Raw genomic sequence first — 22371 nt, forward strand, 5'->3', positions numbered from 1 at the left:
GCTCACAGCCACCTTTACGGCTCGCGTGGTGGATCGACTCAGCTCCACCGCCCGCATCCGAAGGGTGACGACAGGCCGCTCATGGGTCATCATCTGCTCGCCCGGCCGCGCTCTGTCCCGCGCCGGTTCCAAGGGGGAAGGGGGAGTTCACCCGATGACGCGCAAGACGCGCAACTGGCGCCGTGTGCCCGGACGTCGGACCACCGCGGCCGTACTGACCGCGGCGCTCGTCGTTACCGGCATCACCTTCATCGGCCTCGGCCTGGACGACCCAGGTTCGCGCGACGGGTCGGACCGGGAGGCGAAGGCGAAGCCCTTGACCGAGGCCGTCGCGATCGCGCGAGCGACGAAGACGGGCAGGTCCGTCGAGGCCACCGCGCTGCGTACAGCGCGCTCCACCACGTGGGCGCGGCCCGACGGCTTGATGGCCAAGGATCTGCACTCGTCTCCGATCCGGGCCAGGGTGGGCGGTGAATGGAGGGACATCGACTACGACCTCCACCGCACGAAGGCCGGTTGGGAGCCCAGGGCCACGAACGCGCGGATGGTGTTCTCGGCCGGCTCCGGGGCACACGACGGGGTACAGCGAGCCTCACGTTCCACCGTGCGCCGGGCCTCCCTGGTCCAAGGGCTGAAGAGCGCCGTCGACGAGACCACGAGCGCCCTGGTCACCCTGACCGTCGACGACCACGAGATACAGCTCACCTGGCCGGGCACGGTCCCGGCCCCGGTCATCGACGGCTCGCGGGCCCTGTACCCCGAGATCTTTCCGGGCGCCGACCTTGTGCTGACGGCTGACGACGACGGCTTCGCCCAGTTGCTCGTCCTCAAGAACCGGCAGGCCGCGGCCGATCCGCGGGCGCAGCAGATCTCGTACGGCATCACCTCCGCAACGCTGAACTTCCGACTGGACCCGGTCACGGGCGTCCTGACCGCGGAGGATGCCTTCGCCACCGAGGTCGCGATGTCGCCGACCCCGCTGATGTGGGACAGCAGCGGTCAACCGGCCGTCACCGACGGATCGGTCGGCGCCACCGCCCAGCCGACCACGTCGGAGAGCCCCACGCCGACCGAGTCGGTCACCGACGGCCCGAGCGAGAGCCCGAGCCCCACCGAGGAGCTCATCGAGACCGACGAGCAGGCGGACACCGCCCCCGAGACCCTGCCGGCCGCCACCGACGGCCCCGAGCCCTCGGTCGCCGAGTCCCCACTGCCGTCCGCCCCGGCCGAACCGACGCCCGCCCCCTCACAGACCGGCTCGGCGGCCACGCTCAGTCTTCCCGGGCTCGATGGACCCTCCCCCGACTCGCGCGGCGAACTGGTCGAGCCCAGCCTGACGGCGGCGAACTGGACGCTCACCCCCGACCTGGCCTTCCTCGACGACCCGGCCACCACCTACCCGGTGTTCATCGACCCGTCGGTGAAGAAGCACACGCAGAACTGGACCACCGCCTACAGCCGTCACCCGAACGCCACGTTCTACAACGGCAAGGGCTTCAACAAGGGCGGTACGCACGAGGCCCGCGTCGGCTTCGAGTCGGACACCTGGGGCACCTCGCGCTCGTACTTCAACATCGCTTTCGACAAGGACCTCAAGGGCACGAAGATCACCAGCGCGAAGCTGCGCCTGCTGGAGACGTACTCCTGGTCGTGCAGCGCCCGTTCGATGAGTGTGCACCTCACCGGCCCGGTGAGCGGGAAGACCAACTGGAAGAACGCACCTAAGCTGCACGACGGCAACAAATTCGCGACCAAGAGCTTCGCGCACGGATACAAGTCCGGCTGCCGGGACGCATACGAGACGTTCGACATGCGAAAGGCGGCGCAGAAGCAGGCCGATCAGGGCAAGGACACGATCACCTTCGGCCTGCGGGCACGGGACGAGCATACGCAGTACGCGTGGAAGAAGTTCCAGGCCAACGGGGACAACGCACCCGTACTGGAACTCGTCTACAACCGCAGACCCACCGTGGACGCCTAGTCGCTCGATCTCGGCCCGGACGGCAAGTGCACCACCACCAAGCCGTACGTCCGCATGGGCTCGGGCGACCTGACCTTCACCGCGCGGGCGTCCGACAAGGACAGCAACCTCGACCACCTCGATTTCGACCTGTGGCCGCACGAAAAGTGGCAGACGACGGGCGATCTGCTGGGCTCCACCGGCAAGGTCTCCGTCGGCGGTGACAAGGACACCGCGTTGCGCACGACGACGGGCTTCCCCACCAGCAAGCTCACCAATGGGACCACCTACTCATGGCGGGTGCGGGCCGTGGACGACGCCGGGACCAGCTCGAGCTACGCCCCGGCCAAGACGCCTTGCCGTTTCGTCCTCGACACCACCGCCCCCAGGCCGCCGAAGGTCAGCTCCACCGACTTCCCCAACGCCGACGGCAGCGAGAACGGCTTCGGCAACGACGCCGAGGATGCCAACTGGTCCACGAAGAAGTTCGGCACGCCCGGGTCGTTCACGGTCCGCGCGCTCAACAGCGACGTCGTGCGCTACGAGTACGGCTTCAACTCGCCCACCTACTCCAGCAGCCTCCCCCGCACCGCAAACACGGCCACCAGCGTTAGCGCCGTGATCTCCAACGCCAAACCGCCGACGGCCGGGCCCAACGTGCTCTACGTCAGGGCCGTGGACAGCGCGGGCAACCCCTCGGAGGCCACGAAGTACTTCTTCTACGTCACGCCCCGCGACCAGGCCGACTCCCCCGGCGACTTCACGGGGGACAAGCTGCCCGACATGATGGTCGTCACGGAGGCCGGCAACCTGGCCATGTATCCCTCGCAGTCCACCAGCACCGACCTCAACAAAGGCTCCGGCGACCTGAACTACTCGATGCCCGGCGCCTACCGGGAGGACCCCGCCAAGGACCCCAACGGCGACGACCTGCCGCCCTATGTGCCCACGCCCAACGGTCACTTCAAGGGGGCCCTGATCACCCACAACGGCGACATCTACGGTGGTGACGGCCTCCAGGACCTGGTCGTCCGCGTCGGAGGCAAGCTGTGGGTGTACCCCGGTGACGGTTACGGCGCAGTGAACATCGACAAGCGCCGCGAGATCCTCCTCCCCGACGGTGCCCCCAGCCCCGCCGACCTGACTCAGTTCGTGTCGGCAGGTGACGCCACCGGAGACGGCCGGACCGATTTCTTCGCCACTCGCGGCGACGAGTTGTGGGTCTTCACCGGCTACCACGGGGCGACCATCGACCAGGCGACCCGGCTGTCTGCCTCGGGCTGGACCGACCGTGACATCGTCACCGCACTGGACATCAGCAACGACGGCGTCACCGACCTCCTCTACCGGTCCGATACGTCGGGCAGGCTCCTGCTTCGCAAGGGCATCGACGCCTCCAGCGGCGGGGTCAGCCTCGCCTCCCTGGGCAACGCCGGAAGTTCGGCCGGGGGCGCCGACAGCGAGTACGGTGCCTCGGGCTGGGCGGTGAGCACCTTTCCTCTGCTGATGGGCACCCCCGACGCCAACGGCGACAGCAACGCCATCCCCGACATCTGGGGCGTGCGGTCCGACGGATCCGTACGGCTCTACGCGGGCGGCCCCAGCGCGGTGGTGCCGGGGTCCGGTACAGAGATCATTGGTCCGGCGAGCTACTGGAAGACACGCATCGCCATCGGGTGACGCAATTCCTGGCCGCCGGTTGACGACTCCGGCGGCCAGGGACCACACGCAACGCTCTCCGGTCAGGCCCGGGGAGCCTACCTGGCGTGTGCGCGTTTCTTCCGAGACCCGTCCGGCCACAGTTGCGGTTTCCTCTTCGCCGCCAGGTCCTCCGCCCACCCGAACCACACGATGCAACTTCCGATGAGCACCCAGGTGAACGCCAGCACCGGCCACGGGCTCTCCAGGAGCCAGGAGAAGTGCATCCACATCACGTCGATGTCCCACAACTGGTCCAACATCGTCGCGGCGATGAGGATGCAGGTGTTGTGCCAGAGGTAGATAGTCACCGCGCGCGAGTTGAGAAGGGCGATCAGCCGGTCCCAGCGGCGCAGGCGGCCGGGCCACTCGGACCAGGACGGACTGATGTGCAGGAGCAGCAGAACCGTACCGAAGGACCACAGGGCTTGGGCCAGCGGCATGCTGTCCAGGTCGTTGCCTTCGCCGAAGTTGTGGTTCAGGGCGTACCAGAGCCCGAGGCGGCGAAGATCGGCGCGATGGACGGAACGACATAGCGCGGCAACCGCCGCAGGATGCCCTCCTGGCGCGCCCGAGGATCCAGCAGGCGCCGAAGGTGCTGAAGTCCGTGAGGGCGGACGGGACCCGCTCGCCGGGGAGGTTGAGGTAGCCCTGCTCGAAGGCCGCCGACAGCGCGAGCGGCGCGAGGAGCGTGACCAGCGGCATCGCGCGCAGGGCCTTCAGCAGAAAGGGTGAGAGCAGGACGTACCAGAGATAGGCGCGGATGTACGAGAGCGGTCCCACCAGGTCGGATGCCCAGTTCTCGCCGATGAAGCCATGGACGCCCGGGAGGCCTTCGGCGTACGGCGCGTCGCTCAACGGGACAACCCATAGCTCGCTGCAATGCGTTGCTCCCGCCCAGCCTTGTGGGCCGGATCACCATGGCGTGAAGCGTGCAGGGGAAGCGAATCCCGCCGACTGCCCCGCCCTGCTGGGGAACGGCCCTGGGACTGGTGAGCTCGCATGTTCAGGTGTCGCGTATTCGCTGACGGCAGCCTGGCTGCATTGACGGTGAGTGATCGTTGTAGACGGCTCACCTTCGGCTCGGCGGGTGTAGGAAGATCCCGGCATGGACACCTGCGACAGTCATCAGACCGTGCAATCGCCGCGGTTACGGCCCGGGGATCGAGTGCGGATCGTCTCTCCAGCCAGTCCACCCAGCCGCGAGGGAGTCGCCCGTGGCGTCGAGCTATTGACGTCATGGGGGCTGCGGGTCGAGTTGGGCGAGCACGTCTTCGACCAATGGGGTTATATGGCTGGCCGAGATGAGGATCGCGTCTTCGACCTGAACTCCGCGTTCGATGACCCTGGAGTCCGCGCGGTGATTGCCACCCGGGGCGGCAAAGGCGCATACCGCATCGTCTACGACCTGGACATCGACGCCCGCGGCGCGACCCAAAACCCTTGGTCGGCTTCAGCGACATCACCCACCTCCACCTTGCCCTATGGGCGCGATGCGGTCTGGCCTCGCTGCATAGCCCGTTCACCAACTGGAGCGACGAATGGTCCGGGCCAGCGCCAGCCGAAGCCCTTCGCCGCGCGCTGATGACCACCGACCCTGTGATCATCCACAGGGACACCAGCCAAGCCAGCGCGGCGGTCACCGTCGAGGGCACCGCGACCGGTGTCTTGGTCGGCGGCAACCTTGACGCGATCCGCACCGAGGCCGGAGCCGGTCTGCCGAGCCTTAAGGGGGCGATCCTTTTTCTCGAACACCAGAGAGGCACAGGGCTGGGAGAGATCGACCGCGCACTGACCCAGCTGACCCGTACTGGGGTCCTGGAGGGGCTGTGCGGTGTCACACTTGGCCAGTTCCTCGGCTTCGACCAGGATGCCGATGATCCAACCCTGGGGGGATGGGGCATCGCCGACGTACTGCGCGACCGGCTGACGCGCCTGGGTGTGCCCGTTCTCCGTGGGCTCCCCGCCGGACACGGCCTGCATCCTCCGACCATCCCACTCGGCACTCAGGCCACGATGGACACCGCCGAAGGAACCTTGACGGTTCAGCCAGCCGTCGTCTGACCGTCGACCGCCTTACCCAGCGTGCAAGGCCGACGCGGCGGTGATTGACCGGCCAGTCAATCACCTTGTGTGGTCGCCGGGGGCGTATCGGCTCCAGGTGCCGCCGGCTTCGGTGACCAGGCGGGTCGTGGTCTTGTCGTGATAGCAGCGTACGCCTGACCGTCGTTCCGGGGACGAGGTAACGGGCGCTCTGCCGCCTCTTCGCTGGTCGAGAGACGCGACCCCGGCTGGCATGGCCTTCTGGGCACCGGAGGCGAGGCTACCTGGGGCGCCGATGCGGCCCAGGGCGTCCCACTGCTCGGGGGTGTCGGAACATCGATCTTGATGCCCTCCTCGGGACCGAAGGTGCCGTCGGCGCGCTTGCAAAGAACGTGCCGTGGCCCGCCCCCAGGGTTTCATGTGCTGACACGGTGCTGACGTGTCAGCACCGAACTGCCGCGATTCCTGGCTGCCGAGCCCCTCCAGCTCGCGCACCGAACCCGTGCTGCTCCGGGAACACGGCCACGGGCGGGAGATCCGGGGGCGCTCCTGGCTGAGGTCTCCCGGCCGTCAAGCGCGCAGCAGGGTGACGGTGCGCCCGGACGGCGTGGTCTGCTGCGAGAAGGCGGTGCGCTCGTGGACCGGGGCTGCCTGCGGGCGGGTGTCGAAGACGACGAGGGTGCCCGTGGACAGCTCCATGCGGTCCAGGTAGTCGTCCAGCTGCGCCAGCCCCTCGGCGAGGGGGTCGGTGCGGCCCTGGCGCCACACCTTCAGCTCCAGCGCCTCACGCTGCACGGCCCGCGAACCGTCGGCAGCGGTGTACGGCTGACGGATCAGCAGGTCGACCCGGCGCCGGCCGACCCCGTACTCCCGGTCGATGAAACCCGCTCCGTTCACGATCCGGTGCAGGTAAGCCATCATCACCAGCTGTGCTGCGGCCTCCGGGTAGGTCGAGGCGGTGGCCAGGATCTCGCCGTTCTCCCGCCAGAACTCGGCGAAGGAGCACAGCAGCTTGTCCATGTCGATCCGGCCGTCCGGCAGCCGGAAGCTGCTCGGGGCGGCGACGACCTGGCCTTCCGTGTTGTTCCCCAGGACCCGGACAATGACCTCCTGGTAGATCGGATTGGCCACCCGCACCGGCGCGTCCGGAGCGACCAGCCCCAGATCGCGCACGTACCCCAGATCGTCGTCGTACGTGTCCGTCGGCAGGAGCAGCTCGCCCGCGATCACCGGCTGGATCACCCGCCGCACCCTGTCCTCGCCCAACCTGGCGGCCAGCGAGTCCAGATGCGTCGCACGCGCCAGGATCAGCCGCTCCTTCGCCTCCTCCATGTGCTCGGCCGTGATCGGCGTGTCCGACGGCACCCCCATCTCCTCGACGACCTCCCGGGCCAGCGCGTTGACCAGCCACGGCTGTCCCTGGGTAAAGCCGAAGGCACGCTCCAGCGCATCCACCGTGAAATCCTGGCCCGTCTCCGTGGTGTGCTGCCCGTACAGCTCGGCGACCTCGGCCTCGGTGAAGTCGCCCAACCGCAGCGACGCCACCTTGATGTTGAACGGACTCGACGTACCAAGCCGCCCCGGATCCCCGCCCGAGGCCGCCTTGTAGTCACGCACATCCCGCAGCCCGCACAGCACCACCGCATGCGGGAAGCCGCCACGGCTGACAGTGAAGCCGTTGCGCAACTGGCGCAGCACACTGCGCAGGCTCTCCCCCCGCAGCGCGTCGATCTCGTCGAAGAACAGCACCAGCGGACGCGGACAGCCCCGCACCCACTGCGTCAGCCCCCGCTGGAGCCGAGCCCCGGGCACCGCGTCGGGCCAGGAGGCGGGGGGCGCGAGCTCATCGGGAAGCCCGGCGGACTCCGCGGACTGCCGGATCGCTTCCAGTACCAGCAGCTCGGCCTGGCCGTAGTCCTCTCCGGCGGGCTCCGCGTTCTCGCACGAGAAGTGCAGCGCCGCGTACCGGCCCGAGGCCGTCAGTTCCCGGGCCATCGCCGCCAGCGCAGTCGTCTTCCCGGTCTGCCGTGGCGCGTGCACCACGAAGTACTGGCCCTGCTCGATGTACCCGCGGGCCCTGGGCAGCCGCTCCTGAGCCGGCACCATGTAGTGACGCGTGGGGACGCACGGCCCGGCCGTATTGAAGTAGCGCATACCTCGCACGCTAGCCGACGGCACCGACAACCCGAGGCGACCGTGCACCCGACCACCGGCCACACCGCCCCGTACGGGCACGAGTGCCAGAGCAGCGGTGCCCCGGTGCGGGGATCACCCGGCGGACAGACGCAGAAACGCGGCCGGCGCCCGCTGGGGCGCGGTGACCGCTGGAGCACCTCCGGCGACCGCCAGGGCATACAGGTCACCGCGGCACAGCTCTTCACATGCCGATCAGCTCATCCGGGGCACCGCTGTCGTCCCCGTCGGCCTCATGCATCCTGCCCTTGCCGAAAATCTCATCCGGGCTGGTGAGCGACCGAGGCGCGCACTGCGGCCAGTGCCTTGTCGGACAGTTTGGCCGCGGGTCAGGGGCCGGTTCCCCGCGACCACGAACGCCGGAAAGCGGCTGTACCTGCTTCGTCACGGCGGCAAGGAGTGGCTGGACGAAGATCGACACAGTCGCATCACCGTGGAGACCCGCATGGGCCACGAGGTCGCCGGCGTGGAAGGTCTCCACTCGCACGTTGCCCTGGCCATGGAGCAGGAGATTGCCGATTCGCTGCAAAGCAGGTGGCTGCGCCGTTCGTGGTCGGCGAGGGAGGGCACTGGAAAGGCGCCATCTCCCACTCCTCTACCATTCGATCTTGAAAAGTGGTGGAAAACAGCAGGTCAAAGCCGATCAGGACACGTCGACATAGTTTCGTTCATGAAGTTCATCTCGACGAAGAGCTTCATGCCGTTCGTCTGGTACCGCATCGCGCTCGGCATCGTCATCATCGCCCTGGTGGCAGCGGGCGTCCTGAGCCCGCACGCGGCGGAGTCGGCGAACTGACGCACCTCCGGGGCGACTCCGGCCGAGCCCCGCTTCTGACCCGCAGGTCAGTACAGGCGGGTCCGCCCCAAGTCCGTGACCAATCACATACGTTGTGCGTAGCCGTCCGGTAGCGGACTGTCAGTCCTTGCCCCTAGGCTTGTCGGCATGTCCCCCCATTCCTTAGGCCCTGGTTCCGTGCGGTCTGCTGCCGAGGTGAACGAGGAGATACGCGCCCTGTGGCTGCGCGCGGGCGGCTCGCTGTCCGCTCAGGAGCGCGCGGAGTACGAGCTGTTGGTGGTCGAGTGGGCGGCCGCCATCCGCGGTGAGGTCATCGAGGCGGCCTGAGACAGGCCCGCCGCCCCTGCGCCTGGGATCCACTCCATGGAGCAGCTGGATCACATACCCGCTCGCCGTGGCCTCGTCATCTTCCTGAACAGCACGTCCAGTTCGGGCAGGTCGAGCATCGCCACCGAGCTGCTGCGGATCCTCGACGAGCCGTACGTCCATCTGCCCGTCGACGCCTTCCACGCGATCCGCTCCCCCACCGCGGTCCCGCCGGACCAGCTGCCGACCGTCCTCCCCGGCACCTGGCAGGGCTTCCTGAACGACCGCCCCACGCCCACCGCCTTTGAACGACTGCGTGCCGGGAGCGACCCGCAGTCACTCCAGTCCAGGTCCGCCCAGAGCGGCGCGCTGTTCCGGGCTTGATCAGAGCGACGCGCCGTACCGGGCCTGATCAGAGCGACGCGAGTGCCTTGTCCACGCCATGGTCGACAGCCCAGGAGGGGCCACTGACAACGAACGCGTCGAATATCGCTGCACGCCCCCTTGGCTCCGTGCACCACATGCCCAACACTGAGCCGATGACGCAGCGTGTGGAGCTCGCCACCCTGAGGGACCGGCTGGCGGTCGACGGACTGATCACCGACTACGCGGTGGCCGTGGACGACGGCGACTGGGAGTCGTACCGGAGCCTGTTCGCCCCCGACGGACGCGCGGACTACCGCTCGGCCGGCGGCATCGAGGGGGACGCCGGGAGCGTCGCCGACTGGCTGGCCGAGAGCATGCGGCTGTTCTCGATGCGGCAGCACCTCATCGTCAACCGCAGGGTCCGCTTCGGGCTCCTGGAGCAGGACACCGGCGACACCGCCCGCGTCCAGGCCGACTACATCAACCCGATGCGGTTCGCCCAGAACGGCGAGGGCTCCTCCGACGGCTCCCTTGCCCCCGACTTCGTGTGCGGCGGCCGCTACGCCTTCGCGCTGCTGCGCACGGACACCGGATGGCGGCTGCGCGAGGTGGTGGTCCAGGAGAAATGGCGCCGGCTGCCCGAACGGACCACGCCGGCGATGATCGACTGAGCGGCGTCCGGTCCCGGCCCCGCTGTCCCGTTGTCAGTGCCTGTGAGCACACTGGGAGCACCACGGGGTAGGAGGTGATGCATGAAGACGATCAGCCACTGGCTCACCTCCCCGTGGCGCCGCGCGGTCGCCGCCGCCCTGGCCGGGGCGCTGCCCGTGCTCGCCTTCCCCGAGCCGTCGTGGTGGTGGTTCGCGTACGTCGCCCTGGTCCCCTGGATGGCGCTGCTGCGCTCCGCGCCGACCGGCAGGCGGGCGCTGTACGACGGCTGGTGGGGCGGCTTCGGTTTCATGCTGGCGATGCACCACTGGCTGCTGCCCAACCTCCATGTGTTCACGTTCGTCATCGCCGCCCTGCTCGGTGCCCTGTGGGCGCCCTGGGGCTGGCTGGTGCGCCGCTTCCTGCCCGCGCGGCCGTCCCCGGGGCGCATAGCGGCGGCCCTCGTGGTCCTGCCGTCCGGCTGGCTGCTGATCGAGCTCGTCCGCTCCTGGCAGGGGCTGGGCGGGCCGTGGGGTGTGCTGGGCTCCAGCCAGTGGGAGGTGGAGTTCGCACTGCGGCTCGCCTCGGTGGGCGGGGTGTGGCTGATCAGCTTCCTGGTGGTGGCCGTCAATGTCGCGGTCGCCGTGCTGGTGGCGGTGCGCCGGTGCCGGGTCGCCGCGGTGGCCGGTCTCGTGGCCGCCGCCGTCGCCGCGTCGGCCGCCTGGGTGTGGTCCCCGCGCCCCGACGTCACGGACCGGGTCCGGATAGCCGTCGTGCAGCCGGGTGTCGTGGAGGGCACGGGCGCGCCCGACCGGCGGTTCGACCGGGAGGAGCAGCTCACCCGCGAGCTGGCCGGCCAGGGCGCCGACCTGGTCGTCTGGGGCGAGAGCAGCGTCGGCTACGACCTGGACGACCGGCCCGACTTCGCCCGGCGCCTCGCGGCACTGTCCCGGGAGACGGGGGCGAACATCCTGGTCAACGTGGACGCGCGCCGCTCCGACAAGCCCGGCATCTACAAGAGCTCGATCCTCGTCGGCCCGGACGGCCCGACCGGCGCCCGCTACGACAAGATGCGGCTGGTGCCCTTCGGGGAGTACATACCTGCCCGCTCCCTGCTGGGCTGGGCCACCTCCGTGGGCAAGGCGGCGGCCGAGGACCGCAGGCGCGGCACCGAACAGGTGGTGATGAACGCCGGGCACGGGCTGCGGATCGGCCCGATGGTCTGCTTCGAGTCCGCGTTCTCCGACATGAGCCGCAACCTCGTCGACCACGGCGCGCAGATCCTGATCGCCCAGTCGGCCACGTCGACGTTCCAGCAGAGCTGGGCCCCCGAGCAGCACGCCTCGCTCGCCGCGCTGCGCGCCGCCGAGACCGGCCGGCCGATGGTGCACGCGACCCTGACCGGCGTCTCCGCCGTGTACGGCCCGAGCGGGCAGCGCGTCGGTTCCTGGCTCGGCACGGACGCGAGCACGAGCGCGGTCTTCGAGGTGCCGTTGGCCGAAGGTGTCACGCCGTACGTCCGCTTCGGCGAGTGGCCGGTGTACGCGGCTCTGCTGATCATGGCCGTCTGGGGCGCGACCGAGAGCCTGCGGACCCGGCGCCTACGACTGAGGCGGCGGCCCGCTCCGGAACCGCGCGAACACCCCGCTCACACCACACACGGCTAGCCGGCCCGCGACGGACACTGAAACCGGACCGGCGCGGCGGCTCAGGCGGCCCGGTCCTCGACCGCCCGGACGACCCGCTCGCACAACTCGTGCGTCGCCAGCGCGTCCCGGGCGCTGAGCACCTTGCCCGCGCGCACGGCGTCGAGGAAGGCCAGCACCACCTGCTCGATACCGCGCTGCCGCGCCACCGGCACCCAGTCACCGCGCCGCCGAACCGTCGGCTGGCCCTTGTGGTCGACGACCTCGGCGAGGTTGAGGACCTGGCGCTTGGTGTCCTGTCCGGACACCTCCAGGATCTCCTCGGCCGAGCCGCTGAGCCGGTTCATCACACCGAGCGCGGTGAAGCCGTCCCCGGCGAGCTGGAGCACGACATGGTGCAGCAGACCGCTCTCGACACGGGCGCGCACGGTCACGTCGACGACCGGGCCGGGCACGAGGAAGCGCAGCGTGTCGACGACGTGGATGAAGTCGTCCAGGATCATCGAGCGCGGCTCTTCCGGCAGCCCGATCCGGTTCTTCTGCATGAGGATCAGCTCGCGCGGATGGTCCGCGCACTGTGCGTATCCGGGCGCGTAACGCCGGTTGAAGCCGACGGCGAGGCTCACGTTCCGCCGCTCCGCGAGCGCCACCAGCCGCTCGGACTCGGCGAGTTGATAGGCGAGCGGCTTGTCGACGTACGTCGGCACGCCCGCCTCCAGCAGCCGGGTCACGATCTCCGGGTGCGCGACGGTGGGCGCGTGCACGAACGCGGCGTCGAGGCCCTGCGCGAGGAGCGATTCGAGGTCGGTGTGCCGCTGCTCGGCCGGGAGGTGGAGGGTGTCGGCGACCCGGGCGAGCGTGGCGGGCGTACGGGTCTGCAGATGCAGTTCGACCCCGGGCTGGACACCGAGCACCGGAAGGTAGGCCTTCTGCGCGATGTCACCGAGTCCGATGCAGCCGACCTTCACGGGGTGCTCTCCTCTAGTGGTTGCCTGCCGGGGTCTGCCTGGAAGCATACGGCCGCTGTGGCGGCCGCCAGCCGGCGATGCTCTCGAAGCCGCGCAGGAACAGCGTGGGCGCGACCTTGGACAGGGCGGCGAGCGTCGTGTTCCGTGCGGCGATCCCGGCGCTGTTGGTCATCAGGTTGAGGCGGGCGACCTTGACGGCCTGCCGGGCGACGGCGGTCGTACGCGGGAGGCGGGCCGCCGTGTAGGCGGCGAGGTCGTCGCAGTGGTGGGCGAGGACAACCGCGTCCTCGATGGCCTGGTTGCCCCCCTGCCCGAGCGTGGGCGGCATGGCGTGCGCGGCGTCTCCGACCAGGGCGACCCGGCCGCGGTGGTGGGCGGGCAGCGGCTCGGCGATGTGGTGGACGTCGTGGCGCAGCACGTCCTCGGGGCGGGCGGCGGCGAGGATCGCGGGGATCGGGTCGTGCCAGTCGCCGTAGCGGCGCAGCAGTTCGGCCTTCTCGTCGTCGGGGGCGTGCTCCGCGGCGGGCGTGATCGCCGCGGCGTAGGCGTAGACCCGGCCGTCCTTGAGCGGGTGGGAGCCCCAGATGCGGCCCGGTCCCCAGGTCTCGTGCGAGGCGAACCGCGCGCCGGGCACCGGGATCACGACCCGCCAGGTGGTGAACCCTGAGTAGACGGCGCCGGGGTGGTCCGGGAAGAGCACCGGGCGTACGGCGGACCGGATGCCGTCGGCGGCCACCACGAGGTCGGCCTCCAGGTCGCCGTCCGGTGTGCCGACCCGCGCCGGGCGGTCGGCGTCTCCCGGGTCGGCGACGGTCGCGGCGACCCCGGTGCGGACGGCCTGGGGCGGCAGCAGTGCGGCGAGGCTGTTGAGGAGGGTGGCCCGGTGGAGGAGGACGAGCGGGCCGCCGAAGCGCGCGGCCACCGCGGCGGCGTCCGTGCGGGAGAGCCACCGCCCGGACGCAGTGCGCAGCCCTACGTCGCCCTGCCAGGCGGCCAGGGCGCGGATCTCGTCGCCGAGCCCGATGACGTCCAGTGCGCGCAGGGAGTTGGGCGCGAGGGAGATGGCCGCGCCGACCGGCTCCAGGGAGGGGGCCCGCTCCAGGACGGTGACGCCCCAGCCGCCCCGGTGCAGTGCGGCGGCCGCGGTCAGGCCTCCGATGCCGCCGCCGATCACGACGGCCCGCCTCGACTGTGCCATGGCTCCTCCTGACGACTCGCGCCGTGGACGACTGGCGAAACTACAGCTGTAGTGTCGCGCTGCCTCGACCGTACTACAGACGTAGTGCGACGGGTAGGTTGATCCGCATGTCCGTACGCACCCCGAGCGCCGCCCCGCGCGCCGATCTCGTCGCCGACACCGCCCTCGCCCTGCTCGCCGAACGCGGAATGCGCGGGCTCACACACCGGGCGGTCGACGAGGCGGCCGGGCTGGCGCAGGGGTCGACGTCCAATGTGGCGCGCACCCGGCAGGCGCTGCTGGAGCTGGCGGTGCGCCGGCTCGCGGAGCGTGAGGCGCGGGTGCTGGCGCTGGAGGAGATGCCCGATCCGCGCGGCGGCCTCGGCCCCCTGGCCGACGGCCTGGCCCTGGCGACGCACCGCGCCCTGACCCGCAACCGCGAGCTGACGCTCGCCCGCTACGAACTGGCCCTGGAGGCCACGCGCCGCCCCGAGCTGCGCGCCTACTTCGACGCGACGGGCGCCCGCTTCCGCGACCAGCTCACCACTCTGCTGACGGCGGCGGGCTCCACGGACCCGGCCCGGCATGTGCTGTCCCTGGTCGCCTGGGCGGACGGACTGATGTTCAGCTGTGTCGCCGGGTCGTTCAGCTCGGAGGTGCCGAGCCTGACAGAGGTGCGGGCGGGCCTGCGCGAACTGCTCGACGGGATGTTCGGCCAGGGCGCGCCCGGCACCGGCCGACCGTAAAACCCCTCGTGAACCGCCCCGGGTTGCGCGACGATGCGGTTCATGACAATCGAACGCCATGAGCCGTCCACCACCGCCGACGAGCGCACGATGCTGGAGGGCTGGCTGGACTACCACCGGCAGACCCTCGCCTGGAAGTGCGAAGGCCTGACCGACGCCCAGCTCAGGACCGCCTCCGTGGAGCCGTCGGAGCTGACGCTGATGGGACTGGTGCGGCACATGGCGGAGGTGGAGCGCGGCTGGTTCTGCCAGGTGCTCATGGACGAGGACCCGGGCCCGATCTATTTCTCCGAGGAGGACCCGGACGGCGAGTTCCACCTCACCGAGGCGGACACCTGGGAGGAGGCCCACGCCACCTGGCAGGCCGAGATCGACACGGCCCGGCGCAACGCGGCCGGCTTCGGCCTGGACGACCTCTCCAAGGGCAGGAGCCGACGCAGCGGCGAGCAGTTCAACCTGCGCTGGATCCTCACCCACATGATCGAGGAGTACGCCCGCCACAACGGCCACGCCGACCTGGTCCGCGAACGCGTCGACGGCGCCACCGGCGACTGACGTCAGCGGCGACGGGGGCACACCGTCCGTACGGGGTCAGAGATCACCCGTACGGAGCAACGTCACCTTCTCCCCTGCCCCAACGGCCTTCGGAACCAGCAGAGTTGCGCGCGTGCATCGAACGACGACCACCGCAACGCTCCTGGTCACCATGGCCGTCTCGGCCCTCGCGGGCTGTACGACGGTCGAGTACCCGCCGCCGTCCGGTGGGCCGGCGGTACCGTCCCAGCCTCCGGCGCCGCGACCGAGCGGGTCCATGGAACCCGAGGTCGTGCAGGCGCCGGCCCGCGAGGCCCTGACGCTCATCGAGACGTCCCCCCGCCCGACCCCGACGACGTCCGCCGCACGGCCCACGTCCCCCACCGCGCCGACCCCCACGCCCCCGGCCCCCCGCGCGCACCCCCACCCCCGGCCCGAGCACCGGGAACCCCGCCACCCGGGCCCCGAACGCCCCGAACGGCCGCGCGTCGAGGTCCCCGACGTGTCGGAGTCCGTCCGCAAGGGCGTCCCGGGGAACCCGGGGAGCACAGGAAACCCGGGGCAGGCGGATGTCTGCTCGCTGGGGAAGAAGTACGGCGGCTGGAGGCCGGACAGCCCGGAGTCGAAGATCTGCGAGCAGACGTACGGCCATTGAGACGCGAGCGGGCTGCGCCCACAGCCCGCTCTCCCCCTTCCCCCGCCTCCGCCTCCGCCTTTGCCCACCGCCCGCTCAGCGCCTAGGGCCCTTCCCCCAGGCGCACCTCCAGCCGCCGGATCTCCGCCCGCACCCCGTCCCCGTACCTGTCGTCCCCCAGCGCCCCCGCCGCTCCGCGCGCCCGGCGCAGATGAACGCGGGCGGCCTCGGCGCGGTCGAGCTTCATATAGTCGGCGGCCAGATTCAGATGCAGCGAGGGGTACAGCGCCCGTACGGCGAGCGCACCGCCCGCGCCCTCCGCCTCCGTCAACGCCCGCAGGTCCCAGGCCAGTTCGTCGGCGGGGTCGTCCTGGGTGTCGGCCAGATAGTGGGCCAGGGTGCAGCGGTGCACGGGGTCGCCGTCCTCACCGAGCTCTGTCCACAGCTCCAGCAGCCGGCGCCGGGCCTCCTCGCGGTCCCCCGCGTGGTGCAGCATGACGACCTGCCCGATCCGCGTCGGCACGGCCTCCGGTGCCGTCCGCTCCTGTCGCTCCGCCACCGCGTCCTCCGGGCCCTCGTCGGCTGGTCCCCCTCCCGACGCTAACCGCCGTCACCGGCAATCCCGGTCAGGCGGCTCCGTACGCCACCGGGCCGGTCCGGCCGGAGGAAGGGCCGAGGACCGGCCCGGCGAGGGTCAGCCCAGGTCCGGGATCCGCCAGTCAATCGGCTCGTGGCCCTGTGCGGCCACCGCCTCGTCGATCTGCGTGAAGGGGCGGGACCCGAAGAACTTCTTCGCCGACAGCGGGGAGGGGTGCGCGCCCTTGACCACCACATGCCGGGTCTCGTCGATGAGCGGGAGCTTCTTCTGGGCGTAGTTGCCCCACAGGACGAACACCGCGGGGTCGGGCCGGTCGGCCACGGCCCGGATCACCGCGTCGGTGAACTTCTCCCAGCCCTTGCCCTTGTGCGAGTTGGCCTCGCCGGCACGGACCGTCAGCACCGCGTTGAGCAGCAGGACGCCCTGCTGGGCCCAGGGCATCAGATAGCCGTTGTCGGGGACGGGGAGGCCGAGCTCCTCCTTCATCTCCTTGTAGATGTTGCGCAGCGAAGGCGGCGTCTTCACCCCGGGGCGGACCGAGAAGCACAGGCCGTGGCCCTGGCCCTCGCCGTGGTAGGGGTCCTGGCCGAGGACCAGGACCTTCACCTCGTCGTACGGCGTCGCGTCCAGTGCGGCGAAGACCTCGTCGCGCGGCGGATAGACGGGACCCTTCGCCCGCTCCTCCTCGACGAACTCCGTCAGCTCCTTGAAGTAGGGCTGCTGCAGTTCGTCGGCCAGAACCCCGCGCCAGGACTCGGGCAGCATGGCGATGTCGGTCACGTCAACTTCCTTACGGTGTGCGGCGAACGGTGGGAGGTGACCGCGGGGCGGTCACCTCCAGGCTTCAGAACCTACAGGCGACCACTGACAATCGCCCCGCCCACCGCACATCCCGCCCGCTACCAGCTGGTCTTGCGGTACAGCTCCCCCATCATCATGATCGTCGAGGGGTCCAGCGCCCGCTCCGCGCCGGAGACCTCCGCGCTCGCGGCCACGTACTGCCGGCCCTGCCACAGCGGCAGCAGCCGCGCGTCGTCGACGAGGATGCGCTGGGCGTCCTCGAAGTCCTTGACGACGTTGGCCCGGTCGCTCTGGGCGCGGGAGTTGGGCAGCAGGCGGTCGGTGATCGTGGGTGTGACGTAGGGGGTGCCGAGGGCGTTCTGCTTGCCGACGAACGGCGCGATGAAGTTGTCGGCGTCCGGGAAGTCGGGGAACCAGCCGCGCCCGAACACCGGGTACTCGCCGTTCTGGTAGCCGGTGACGTACGTCTTCCAGGGGCGGCTCTTGAGGGTGACCTCGAAGAGGCCGGAGCCCTCGAGCTGGCTCTTCAGCTCCTCGAACTCCGCCTTGGTGGCGGAGCCGTAGCGGTCGCTGGTGTACCAGAGGGTGAGCGGGACGGGGGCCGTGATGCCCGCCTCCGTGAGGAGCTTGCGGGCCTTGTTCACGCTGGGGTCGCCGTAGTCGTCGAAGAAGCCCGCGGTGTGTCCGGTCAGGCCCTTGGGGACCATGGAGTACAGCGGCTCGACGGTGTCCTTGTAGACCTTGTGGGCGATGGCCGGGCGGTCGATGACCTGGGCGACGGCCTTGCGGACGGCTGTCTTGCCGGCCATGGGGTCCTTGGGGTTGAAGACCAGGTAGTTGATCTCCGTGCCGGAGCCCTCGATCAGCTGGAGGTCGTCCTTGTCGTCGGCCTGGATGTCGACGATGTCGTCGGCGGCGAGGCCACGGAAGGCGACGTCGAGCTCCTGGTCGCGCAGTGCGGAGACCATGGTGGGCGAGTCCTGGAAGTAGCGGATGGTCACCGCGTCGTTCTTGCGCTCCGCGTACCCGTCGTAGTGGTCGTTCTTGACGAGCTCGGCCTGCTTGCCCTCCTCGTACGACTCCAGGGTGTAGGGCCCGGATCCGACGATCGTGCCGTCCTCGCGGAGCTTGTCCGCCGGGTAGTCCTCGGGGTCGACGATCGACATCGCGGGCGTGGCGAGCACGAACGGGAAGGTGGCGTCGGCCTTGTTCAGGTGGAAGACGATCTCGCGGTCGTTCAGCACCTGGACGCGTTCCAGGCTGCCGAGCAGGCCGGCCGGGCCGCCGTTGACGTTGATCTTCCGGATCCGGTCGATCGAGTACTTGACGGCCTTCGCGTCGAGGGTGTGCCCGTCGGAGAACTCCAGGCCCTCGCGCAGCTCGCAGTGGTACTTCATGTTGGTGTTGTCGGTGAACTGGCAGTTCTCCGCGGCGTCGGGCTCGGGCGCGGTCGAGCCGGACGGGTAGCTGAGCAGCGTCTGGTAGATGTTCCGGAACAGCTCCCAGGAGCTGTCCCAGGACGCGGCGGGATCAAGGGTGCTGGGGGCGGCCGTGGTCCCCACGACGATCGGTCCTTCCTCGTCCGAGGAATCGGACGAGAGGACACCGCACCCAGCCACCAGGGACGATATGGACGCGATGGCCGCCACCTGCCGCAGGCGTCGGATCCGGTTGAACACGCGCACGCTCCTCGATCTGCCATGCCAAGGGTCGGCAAAACATACCGCAGTGTTCCGGCCGGTGGACCTCCCGTCTCAGGAGCACTTGTTCACCTCTTCGGTGACTACGTTGTCAACCGCCGTTGATCTCCCGATACGTCGACAGGGGCGCCGCTGGTGTCCAGCGGCGCCCCTGTCGCGGGTGCCGTGCCTCAGCCGACGCCGGCGTTGAGGAAGATGCCGCCGTCGACGACGAGCGTCTGACCGGTGACCCAGTCGGACTGGTCCGAGGTGAGGAACGCGGCGGCGCCGCCGATGTCGGAGGGCACGCCGAGCCGGCCCAGCGGGTAGGCCGCGGCGGCCTCGGCCTCACGGCCCTCGTACAGGGCCTGGGCGAACTTGGTCTTCACCACGGCCGGGGCGATGGCGTTGACCCGCACCTTGGGCGCGAACTCGTGCGCCATCTGCTGGGTGAGGTTGATCATCGCGGCCTTGCTGACGCCGTAGGCGGCGATGAACGGCGAGGGCGCGATGCCCGCGACGGAGGCGATGTTGACGATCGCGCCGCCGTTGTCCTTCTGCCAGGCGTGCCACGTCTTCTGCGCGAAGCCGAGCGCCGAGATCACGTTGGTCTCGAAGACCTTGCGCGCGACACCCAGGTCGAGGTCGGCGAGCGGACCGAACACCGGGTTGGTGCCGGCGTTGTTGACCAGGTAGTCGACCCGGCCGAAGGCCTCCATGGCGCGCTCGACGGCGAGGGCCTGGTGGGCCTCGTCGTGCGCCTTGCCGGCGACGTAGACGGCGCGCTCGGCGCCGAGCTGCTCGACGGCCTCCTTGAGGGCGTCCTCGCCCCGACCGGTGATGACGACGCGGTCGCCGCGTGCGACGAGGGCCTCGGCGACGCCGTAGCCGATGCCGCGGCTGGCGCCCGTGACGAGGGCGACCTTGCCGGAGAGTTCAGGCAGTGCAGTCATGTTCGTTTCTCCCCCGGCCCTAGTCGAGCGGTCCGCCGGCGACGTACAGCACCTGGCCGGAGACGAATCCGGCCGCCTCGCCGGTGAAGAAGGCGATGGCGTTGGCGATGTCGTCGGGCTCACCGACCCGGGCCACCGGGATCTGGGTGGCGGCGGCCGCCTTGAAGTCCTCGAAGCCCATGCCGACGCGGTCGGCGGTGGCCTTGGTCATCTCGGTGGCGATGAAGCCGGGGGCGACCGAGTTGGCGGTGACGCCGAACTTGCCGAGCTCCTTGGCGAGGGTCTTGGTGAAGCCCTGGAGGCCGGCCTTGGCAGCGGAGTAGTTGACCTGGCCGCGGTTGCCGAGCGCGGAGGACGAGGAGAGGTTCACGATCCGGCCGAAGCCCGCGTCCACCATGTGCTTCTGACAGGCCTTGGACATCAGGAAGGCGCCGCGCAGATGGACGTTCATGACGGTGTCCCAGTCGGAGACGCTCATCTTGAACAGCAGGTTGTCCCGGAGCACACCCGCGTTGTTGACGAGGATCGTCGGGGCGCCGAGCTCCTCGGCGATCCGCGCGACCGCCGCCTCGACCTGCGCCTCGTCGGAGACGTCGCAGCCGACCGCGATGGCCTTGCCACCGGCCGCGGTGATCTTCTCCACGGTGTCCTTGCAGGCGGCCTCGTCGAGGTCGATCACGGCGACCGCGCGGCCCTCGGCGGCCAGTCGTACGGCGGTGGCGGCGCCGATGCCGCGCGCTCCGCCGGTGACCACGGCGACCCGCTGCTCAGTGGTGGACATGAATGACTCTCCTCGGGTGAGCGACCGCTTAGTACCTTCGATGGACGTGACGCTAGAAGCCCTGGCACGCGGTGTCAACGGCCACCGCGCCCATGTGATCCATTACCCGCTCCGTCAGCTGATCCGTTCACTTCACCAGCAGATCGAGCAGCCGCTCCGCCTCGGCCGCCGGATCGGAGGTCAGTCCGGTGTGCACGGGTCCCGGCTGGACGACGGTCGAGCGGGGCGCGATCAGCCAGCGGAAGCGCCGGCCGGGGTCGTCACCCTCGGCCTGGCCCGCGGCCTCGCCGCCCGCGCAGACGCCCTCGACGGCACTGAGCGCGGCCCGCACCCCGGCGACGTCGGCATCGGGGTCCAGCGCCCGCAGTCTGGTCTCGTCCAGGTGGGTCCGGGCGGCGACGAAGGAGCGGGCGCGGCAGTACACCAGCACGCCCGCGTTGAGGCACTCCCCGCGCTCGATGCGCGGGACGACTCGCAGCAGCGCGTACTCGAAGACGTCCTGGGTGCGGGAACGGGTCCCCAGCGTGCGCTCGCTCACTTGATCCCCTCGATGCGTTCGTGGATGACAGCGGCCCGTGCGACCAGGGGCTCGGCGTACGCCCCGCGCAGCGCGTCCGCCGACGCGAACCCCGGCTCGTCCGCCAGCCAGACCTCCGGGATCTCGGAGGTCACCTCGGCGAGCAGCTCCTCGGTGACGAGCGGCGCCAACTCGGCGGCGGCCGCCCGCACATCCGGCGCGAAGGAGGCGAGGGCGTGGTCGGAGGCGTCGTACGCACGCGCCGCCGAGGCCGCGGCCCCGGGCCAGTTGTGCTGCCAGATCATGGTGGCGCCGTGGTCGATGAGCCACGGTTCTCCTTGCCACATCAGCAGGTTGGGGTTGCGCCAGGACCGGTCGACGTTGTTGACCAGGGCGTCGAACCAGACGATCCGGCCGGCGTCCACGGCGCTCACGTCGAACGCGAGGGGGTCGAAGCCGAGCGCGCCGGAGAGGAAGTCCATGCCGAGGTTGGTGCCGCCGCTGGACTTGAGGAGCTCCTGCACCTCCTGGTCGGGTTCGCCGAGCCCGAGCACCGGGTCGAGCTCCACCGTCACCAGCCGGGGCACCCGGAAGCCCAGCCTGCGGGCGAGTTCACCGCAGACGACCTCGGCGACCAGTGTCTTGCGGCCCTGTCCGGCGCCGGTGAACTTCATGACATACGTCCCGAAGTCGTCGGCCTCGACGAGCCCCGGCAGCGAGCCGCCCTCACGCAGGGGCGTGATGTAGCGGGTCGCGATGACCTCTTTCAACATTCTCCCAGGCCATCCGTCTCTCTAGCCTTGAATTCCACGGGCACTTCGAAGGGGGAGTAGCAGCGGGACTCGCAGGTCTACGGCCCTGGGGAGACTCTGGGGAGTTCCCACTGGCATGCGGTTCTCCCTGGTTTCCGAGCAGTCCGTCGATGGCGGTGCGCCCCTTGATTCCGGCCTCCGGCCTCCGGCATCAAATGAGCATAGTAACCGAGGGTGATCGCGGGCGAGGAGTGCCCGAGCCACCGCGCCAAGGTCACAACGGCCTCTCCGGCCTCCGGCATGATCTTCGAAGTGGCGCCTGAGCTCCTCGGCAACCGAGGAGGGCATGTCGACAGCGGATCGATCCCGCCCTCGCTGCTCGCCGACTTGGTGGCATCGGCCGAGAGCACGGAAGACGTCCTGATTCGGGCCCTCCGTAGCTGAGCGAGGTATCACCGATCACCCACCGAAACCTCCTGTGTCACAGGCGTTTCAGATGTCGGCGATTCGGCCATTCCTCTCCGCTCGGGAACGGCTCCACCACCGTGTCCGCGTGTTCGACCCCTTGCGTTTCA

General features: G+C 70.1%; 18 protein-coding genes and 4 pseudogenes. 11 read left to right on the forward strand and 11 right to left on the reverse strand.

The features are described 5' to 3' along the window. Nucleotides 1-154: 154 nt before the first annotated feature. Nucleotides 155-3640, forward strand: a pseudogene (locus AQJ67_RS32595) (DNRLRE domain-containing protein). A 77-nt stretch (nucleotides 3641-3717) separates the two neighbouring features. On the opposite strand, the pseudogene AQJ67_RS32600 reads toward AQJ67_RS32595, so the two are convergent. Beyond that, nucleotides 3718-4528: pseudogene (locus AQJ67_RS32600) on the reverse strand (acyltransferase family protein); the annotation flags it as partial. Between the two features lie 238 nt (nucleotides 4529-4766). On the opposite strand from AQJ67_RS32600, the pseudogene AQJ67_RS49670 reads away from it, so the two are divergent. After that, a pseudogene (locus AQJ67_RS49670) lies at nucleotides 4767-5113 on the forward strand (LD-carboxypeptidase); the annotation flags it as partial. A 129-nt stretch (nucleotides 5114-5242) separates the two neighbouring features. Next, the gene (locus tag AQJ67_RS48720; RefSeq protein ID WP_244190649.1) at nucleotides 5243-5722 is read left to right on the forward strand and encodes a S66 peptidase family protein; all 480 of its coding nucleotides are present in this window, start codon (nucleotides 5243-5245) and stop codon (nucleotides 5720-5722) included. A gap of 549 nt (nucleotides 5723-6271) precedes the next feature. Here AQJ67_RS48720 and AQJ67_RS32610 read toward each other — a convergent pair. Further along, the gene (locus tag AQJ67_RS32610) at nucleotides 6272-7855 is read right to left on the reverse strand and encodes an ATP-binding protein (protein ID WP_244190642.1); all 1584 of its coding nucleotides are present in this window, start codon (nucleotides 7853-7855) and stop codon (nucleotides 6272-6274) included. 697 nt (nucleotides 7856-8552) lie between these two features. Here AQJ67_RS32610 and AQJ67_RS45860 point away from each other — a divergent pair. The 5 genes and pseudogenes from AQJ67_RS45860 to lnt form a co-directional block, all read left to right on the forward strand. Next, a pseudogene (locus tag AQJ67_RS45860) lies at nucleotides 8553-8690 on the forward strand (undecaprenyl-diphosphatase); the annotation flags it as partial. 147 nt (nucleotides 8691-8837) lie between these two features. Next, nucleotides 8838-9017, forward strand: coding sequence for a hypothetical protein (locus AQJ67_RS45865; RefSeq protein ID WP_078504336.1), 180 nt, complete (start codon nucleotides 8838-8840; stop codon nucleotides 9015-9017). 36 nt (nucleotides 9018-9053) lie between these two features. Then, a complete protein-coding gene (locus tag AQJ67_RS32620; protein WP_062722946.1) occupies nucleotides 9054-9380 on the forward strand; it encodes a phosphotransferase-like protein in 327 nt (108 codons plus the stop codon). Between the two features lie 155 nt (nucleotides 9381-9535). After that, nucleotides 9536-10033, forward strand: coding sequence for a nuclear transport factor 2 family protein (locus AQJ67_RS32625; protein ID WP_062722947.1), 498 nt, complete (start codon nucleotides 9536-9538; stop codon nucleotides 10031-10033). 81 nt (nucleotides 10034-10114) lie between these two features. Beyond that, nucleotides 10115-11677, forward strand: coding sequence for an apolipoprotein N-acyltransferase (gene lnt / locus AQJ67_RS32630; RefSeq protein ID WP_062722948.1), 1563 nt, complete (start codon nucleotides 10115-10117; stop codon nucleotides 11675-11677). Nucleotides 11678-11718: 41 nt separating this feature from the next. Here lnt and AQJ67_RS32635 read toward each other — a convergent pair whose 3' ends face one another. Further along, complete coding sequence (locus AQJ67_RS32635; RefSeq protein ID WP_062722949.1) at nucleotides 11719-12624, reverse strand: Gfo/Idh/MocA family protein; 906 nt, start codon at nucleotides 12622-12624, stop codon at nucleotides 11719-11721. A 13-nt stretch (nucleotides 12625-12637) separates the two neighbouring features. Then, nucleotides 12638-13822, reverse strand: coding sequence for an FAD-dependent monooxygenase (locus AQJ67_RS32640; protein ID WP_062722950.1), 1185 nt, complete (start codon nucleotides 13820-13822; stop codon nucleotides 12638-12640). Nucleotides 13823-13929: 107 nt separating this feature from the next. Between AQJ67_RS32640 and AQJ67_RS32645 the strand changes: the two genes are divergently transcribed. The 3 genes from AQJ67_RS32645 to AQJ67_RS32655 all read left to right on the forward strand — a co-directional run bounded on the left by AQJ67_RS32645 (nucleotide 13930) and on the right by AQJ67_RS32655 (nucleotide 15736). Continuing rightward, a complete protein-coding gene (locus AQJ67_RS32645) occupies nucleotides 13930-14547 on the forward strand; it encodes a TetR/AcrR family transcriptional regulator (RefSeq protein ID WP_062722951.1) in 618 nt (205 codons plus the stop codon). Nucleotides 14548-14589: 42 nt separating this feature from the next. Beyond that, complete coding sequence (locus tag AQJ67_RS32650) at nucleotides 14590-15102, forward strand: DinB family protein (RefSeq protein WP_062723027.1); 513 nt, start codon at nucleotides 14590-14592, stop codon at nucleotides 15100-15102. Between the two features lie 112 nt (nucleotides 15103-15214). Further along, a complete protein-coding gene (locus tag AQJ67_RS32655; RefSeq protein ID WP_079056294.1) occupies nucleotides 15215-15736 on the forward strand; it encodes a flagellar biosynthesis protein FlhF in 522 nt (173 codons plus the stop codon). A gap of 82 nt (nucleotides 15737-15818) precedes the next feature. Here the strand turns inward: AQJ67_RS32655 and AQJ67_RS32660 are convergent, their stop codons facing one another. From AQJ67_RS32660 to AQJ67_RS32690, 7 genes are all read right to left on the reverse strand, one after another. Then, nucleotides 15819-16274 (reverse strand): tetratricopeptide repeat protein, encoded by a 456-nt coding sequence (locus AQJ67_RS32660; RefSeq protein WP_062722952.1) that lies wholly within the window; start codon nucleotides 16272-16274, stop codon nucleotides 15819-15821. A gap of 135 nt (nucleotides 16275-16409) precedes the next feature. Further along, entirely contained in the window at nucleotides 16410-17093 is a 684-nt protein-coding gene (gene ung, locus AQJ67_RS32665) for a uracil-DNA glycosylase (RefSeq protein WP_062722953.1), read from the reverse strand. A gap of 119 nt (nucleotides 17094-17212) precedes the next feature. Then, a complete protein-coding gene (locus tag AQJ67_RS32670; protein WP_062722954.1) occupies nucleotides 17213-18793 on the reverse strand; it encodes an ABC transporter substrate-binding protein in 1581 nt (526 codons plus the stop codon). A gap of 191 nt (nucleotides 18794-18984) precedes the next feature. Continuing rightward, nucleotides 18985-19746, reverse strand: a complete 762-nt coding sequence (locus tag AQJ67_RS32675) for an SDR family oxidoreductase (RefSeq protein ID WP_062722955.1) — start codon at nucleotides 19744-19746, stop codon at nucleotides 18985-18987. 19 nt (nucleotides 19747-19765) lie between these two features. Next, nucleotides 19766-20527 (reverse strand): 3-oxoacyl-ACP reductase FabG, encoded by a 762-nt coding sequence (fabG, locus tag AQJ67_RS32680; protein ID WP_062722956.1) that lies wholly within the window; start codon nucleotides 20525-20527, stop codon nucleotides 19766-19768. Nucleotides 20528-20654: 127 nt separating this feature from the next. Beyond that, complete coding sequence (locus AQJ67_RS32685; RefSeq protein ID WP_062722957.1) at nucleotides 20655-21065, reverse strand: DUF3037 domain-containing protein; 411 nt, start codon at nucleotides 21063-21065, stop codon at nucleotides 20655-20657. Further along, on the reverse strand, nucleotides 21062-21817 hold the full coding sequence (locus tag AQJ67_RS32690; protein ID WP_062722958.1) for a HipA family kinase: 756 nt from the start codon (nucleotides 21815-21817) through the stop codon (nucleotides 21062-21064). The genes AQJ67_RS32685 and AQJ67_RS32690 overlap by 4 nt, the downstream gene beginning before the upstream one ends. Between the last annotated feature and the right edge of the window lie 554 nt (nucleotides 21818-22371).

This window comes from Streptomyces caeruleatus, from assembly GCF_001514235.1.
GTDB classification, from domain to species: domain Bacteria; phylum Actinomycetota; class Actinomycetes; order Streptomycetales; family Streptomycetaceae; genus Streptomyces; species Streptomyces caeruleatus.

Bases quoted from the DNA above. Each gene is read 5' to 3' on its own strand.
- AQJ67_RS32625 (WP_062722947.1), top strand. From the start codon at position 9,536: ATGACGCAGCGTGTGGAGCTCGCCACCCTGAGGGACCGGCTGGCGGTC.
- AQJ67_RS32650 (WP_062723027.1), top strand. From the start codon at position 14,590: ATGACAATCGAACGCCATGAGCCGTCCACCACCGCCGACGAGCGCACG.
- AQJ67_RS32690 (WP_062722958.1), bottom strand. From the start codon at position 21,817: ATGTTGAAAGAGGTCATCGCGACCCGCTACATCACGCCCCTGCGTGAG.
- lnt (WP_062722948.1), top strand. From the start codon at position 10,115: ATGAAGACGATCAGCCACTGGCTCACCTCCCCGTGGCGCCGCGCGGTC.
- AQJ67_RS32620 (WP_062722946.1), top strand. From the start codon at position 9,054: ATGGAGCAGCTGGATCACATACCCGCTCGCCGTGGCCTCGTCATCTTC.
- AQJ67_RS32640 (WP_062722950.1), bottom strand. From the start codon at position 13,822: ATGGCACAGTCGAGGCGGGCCGTCGTGATCGGCGGCGGCATCGGAGGC.
- AQJ67_RS48720 (WP_244190649.1), top strand. From the start codon at position 5,243: ATGACCACCGACCCTGTGATCATCCACAGGGACACCAGCCAAGCCAGC.
- fabG (WP_062722956.1), bottom strand. From the start codon at position 20,527: ATGTCCACCACTGAGCAGCGGGTCGCCGTGGTCACCGGCGGAGCGCGC.
- AQJ67_RS45865 (WP_078504336.1), top strand. From the start codon at position 8,838: ATGTCCCCCCATTCCTTAGGCCCTGGTTCCGTGCGGTCTGCTGCCGAG.
- AQJ67_RS32610 (WP_244190642.1), bottom strand. From the start codon at position 7,855: ATGCGCTACTTCAATACGGCCGGGCCGTGCGTCCCCACGCGTCACTAC.
- AQJ67_RS32645 (WP_062722951.1), top strand. From the start codon at position 13,930: ATGTCCGTACGCACCCCGAGCGCCGCCCCGCGCGCCGATCTCGTCGCC.
- AQJ67_RS32675 (WP_062722955.1), bottom strand. From the start codon at position 19,746: ATGACTGCACTGCCTGAACTCTCCGGCAAGGTCGCCCTCGTCACGGGC.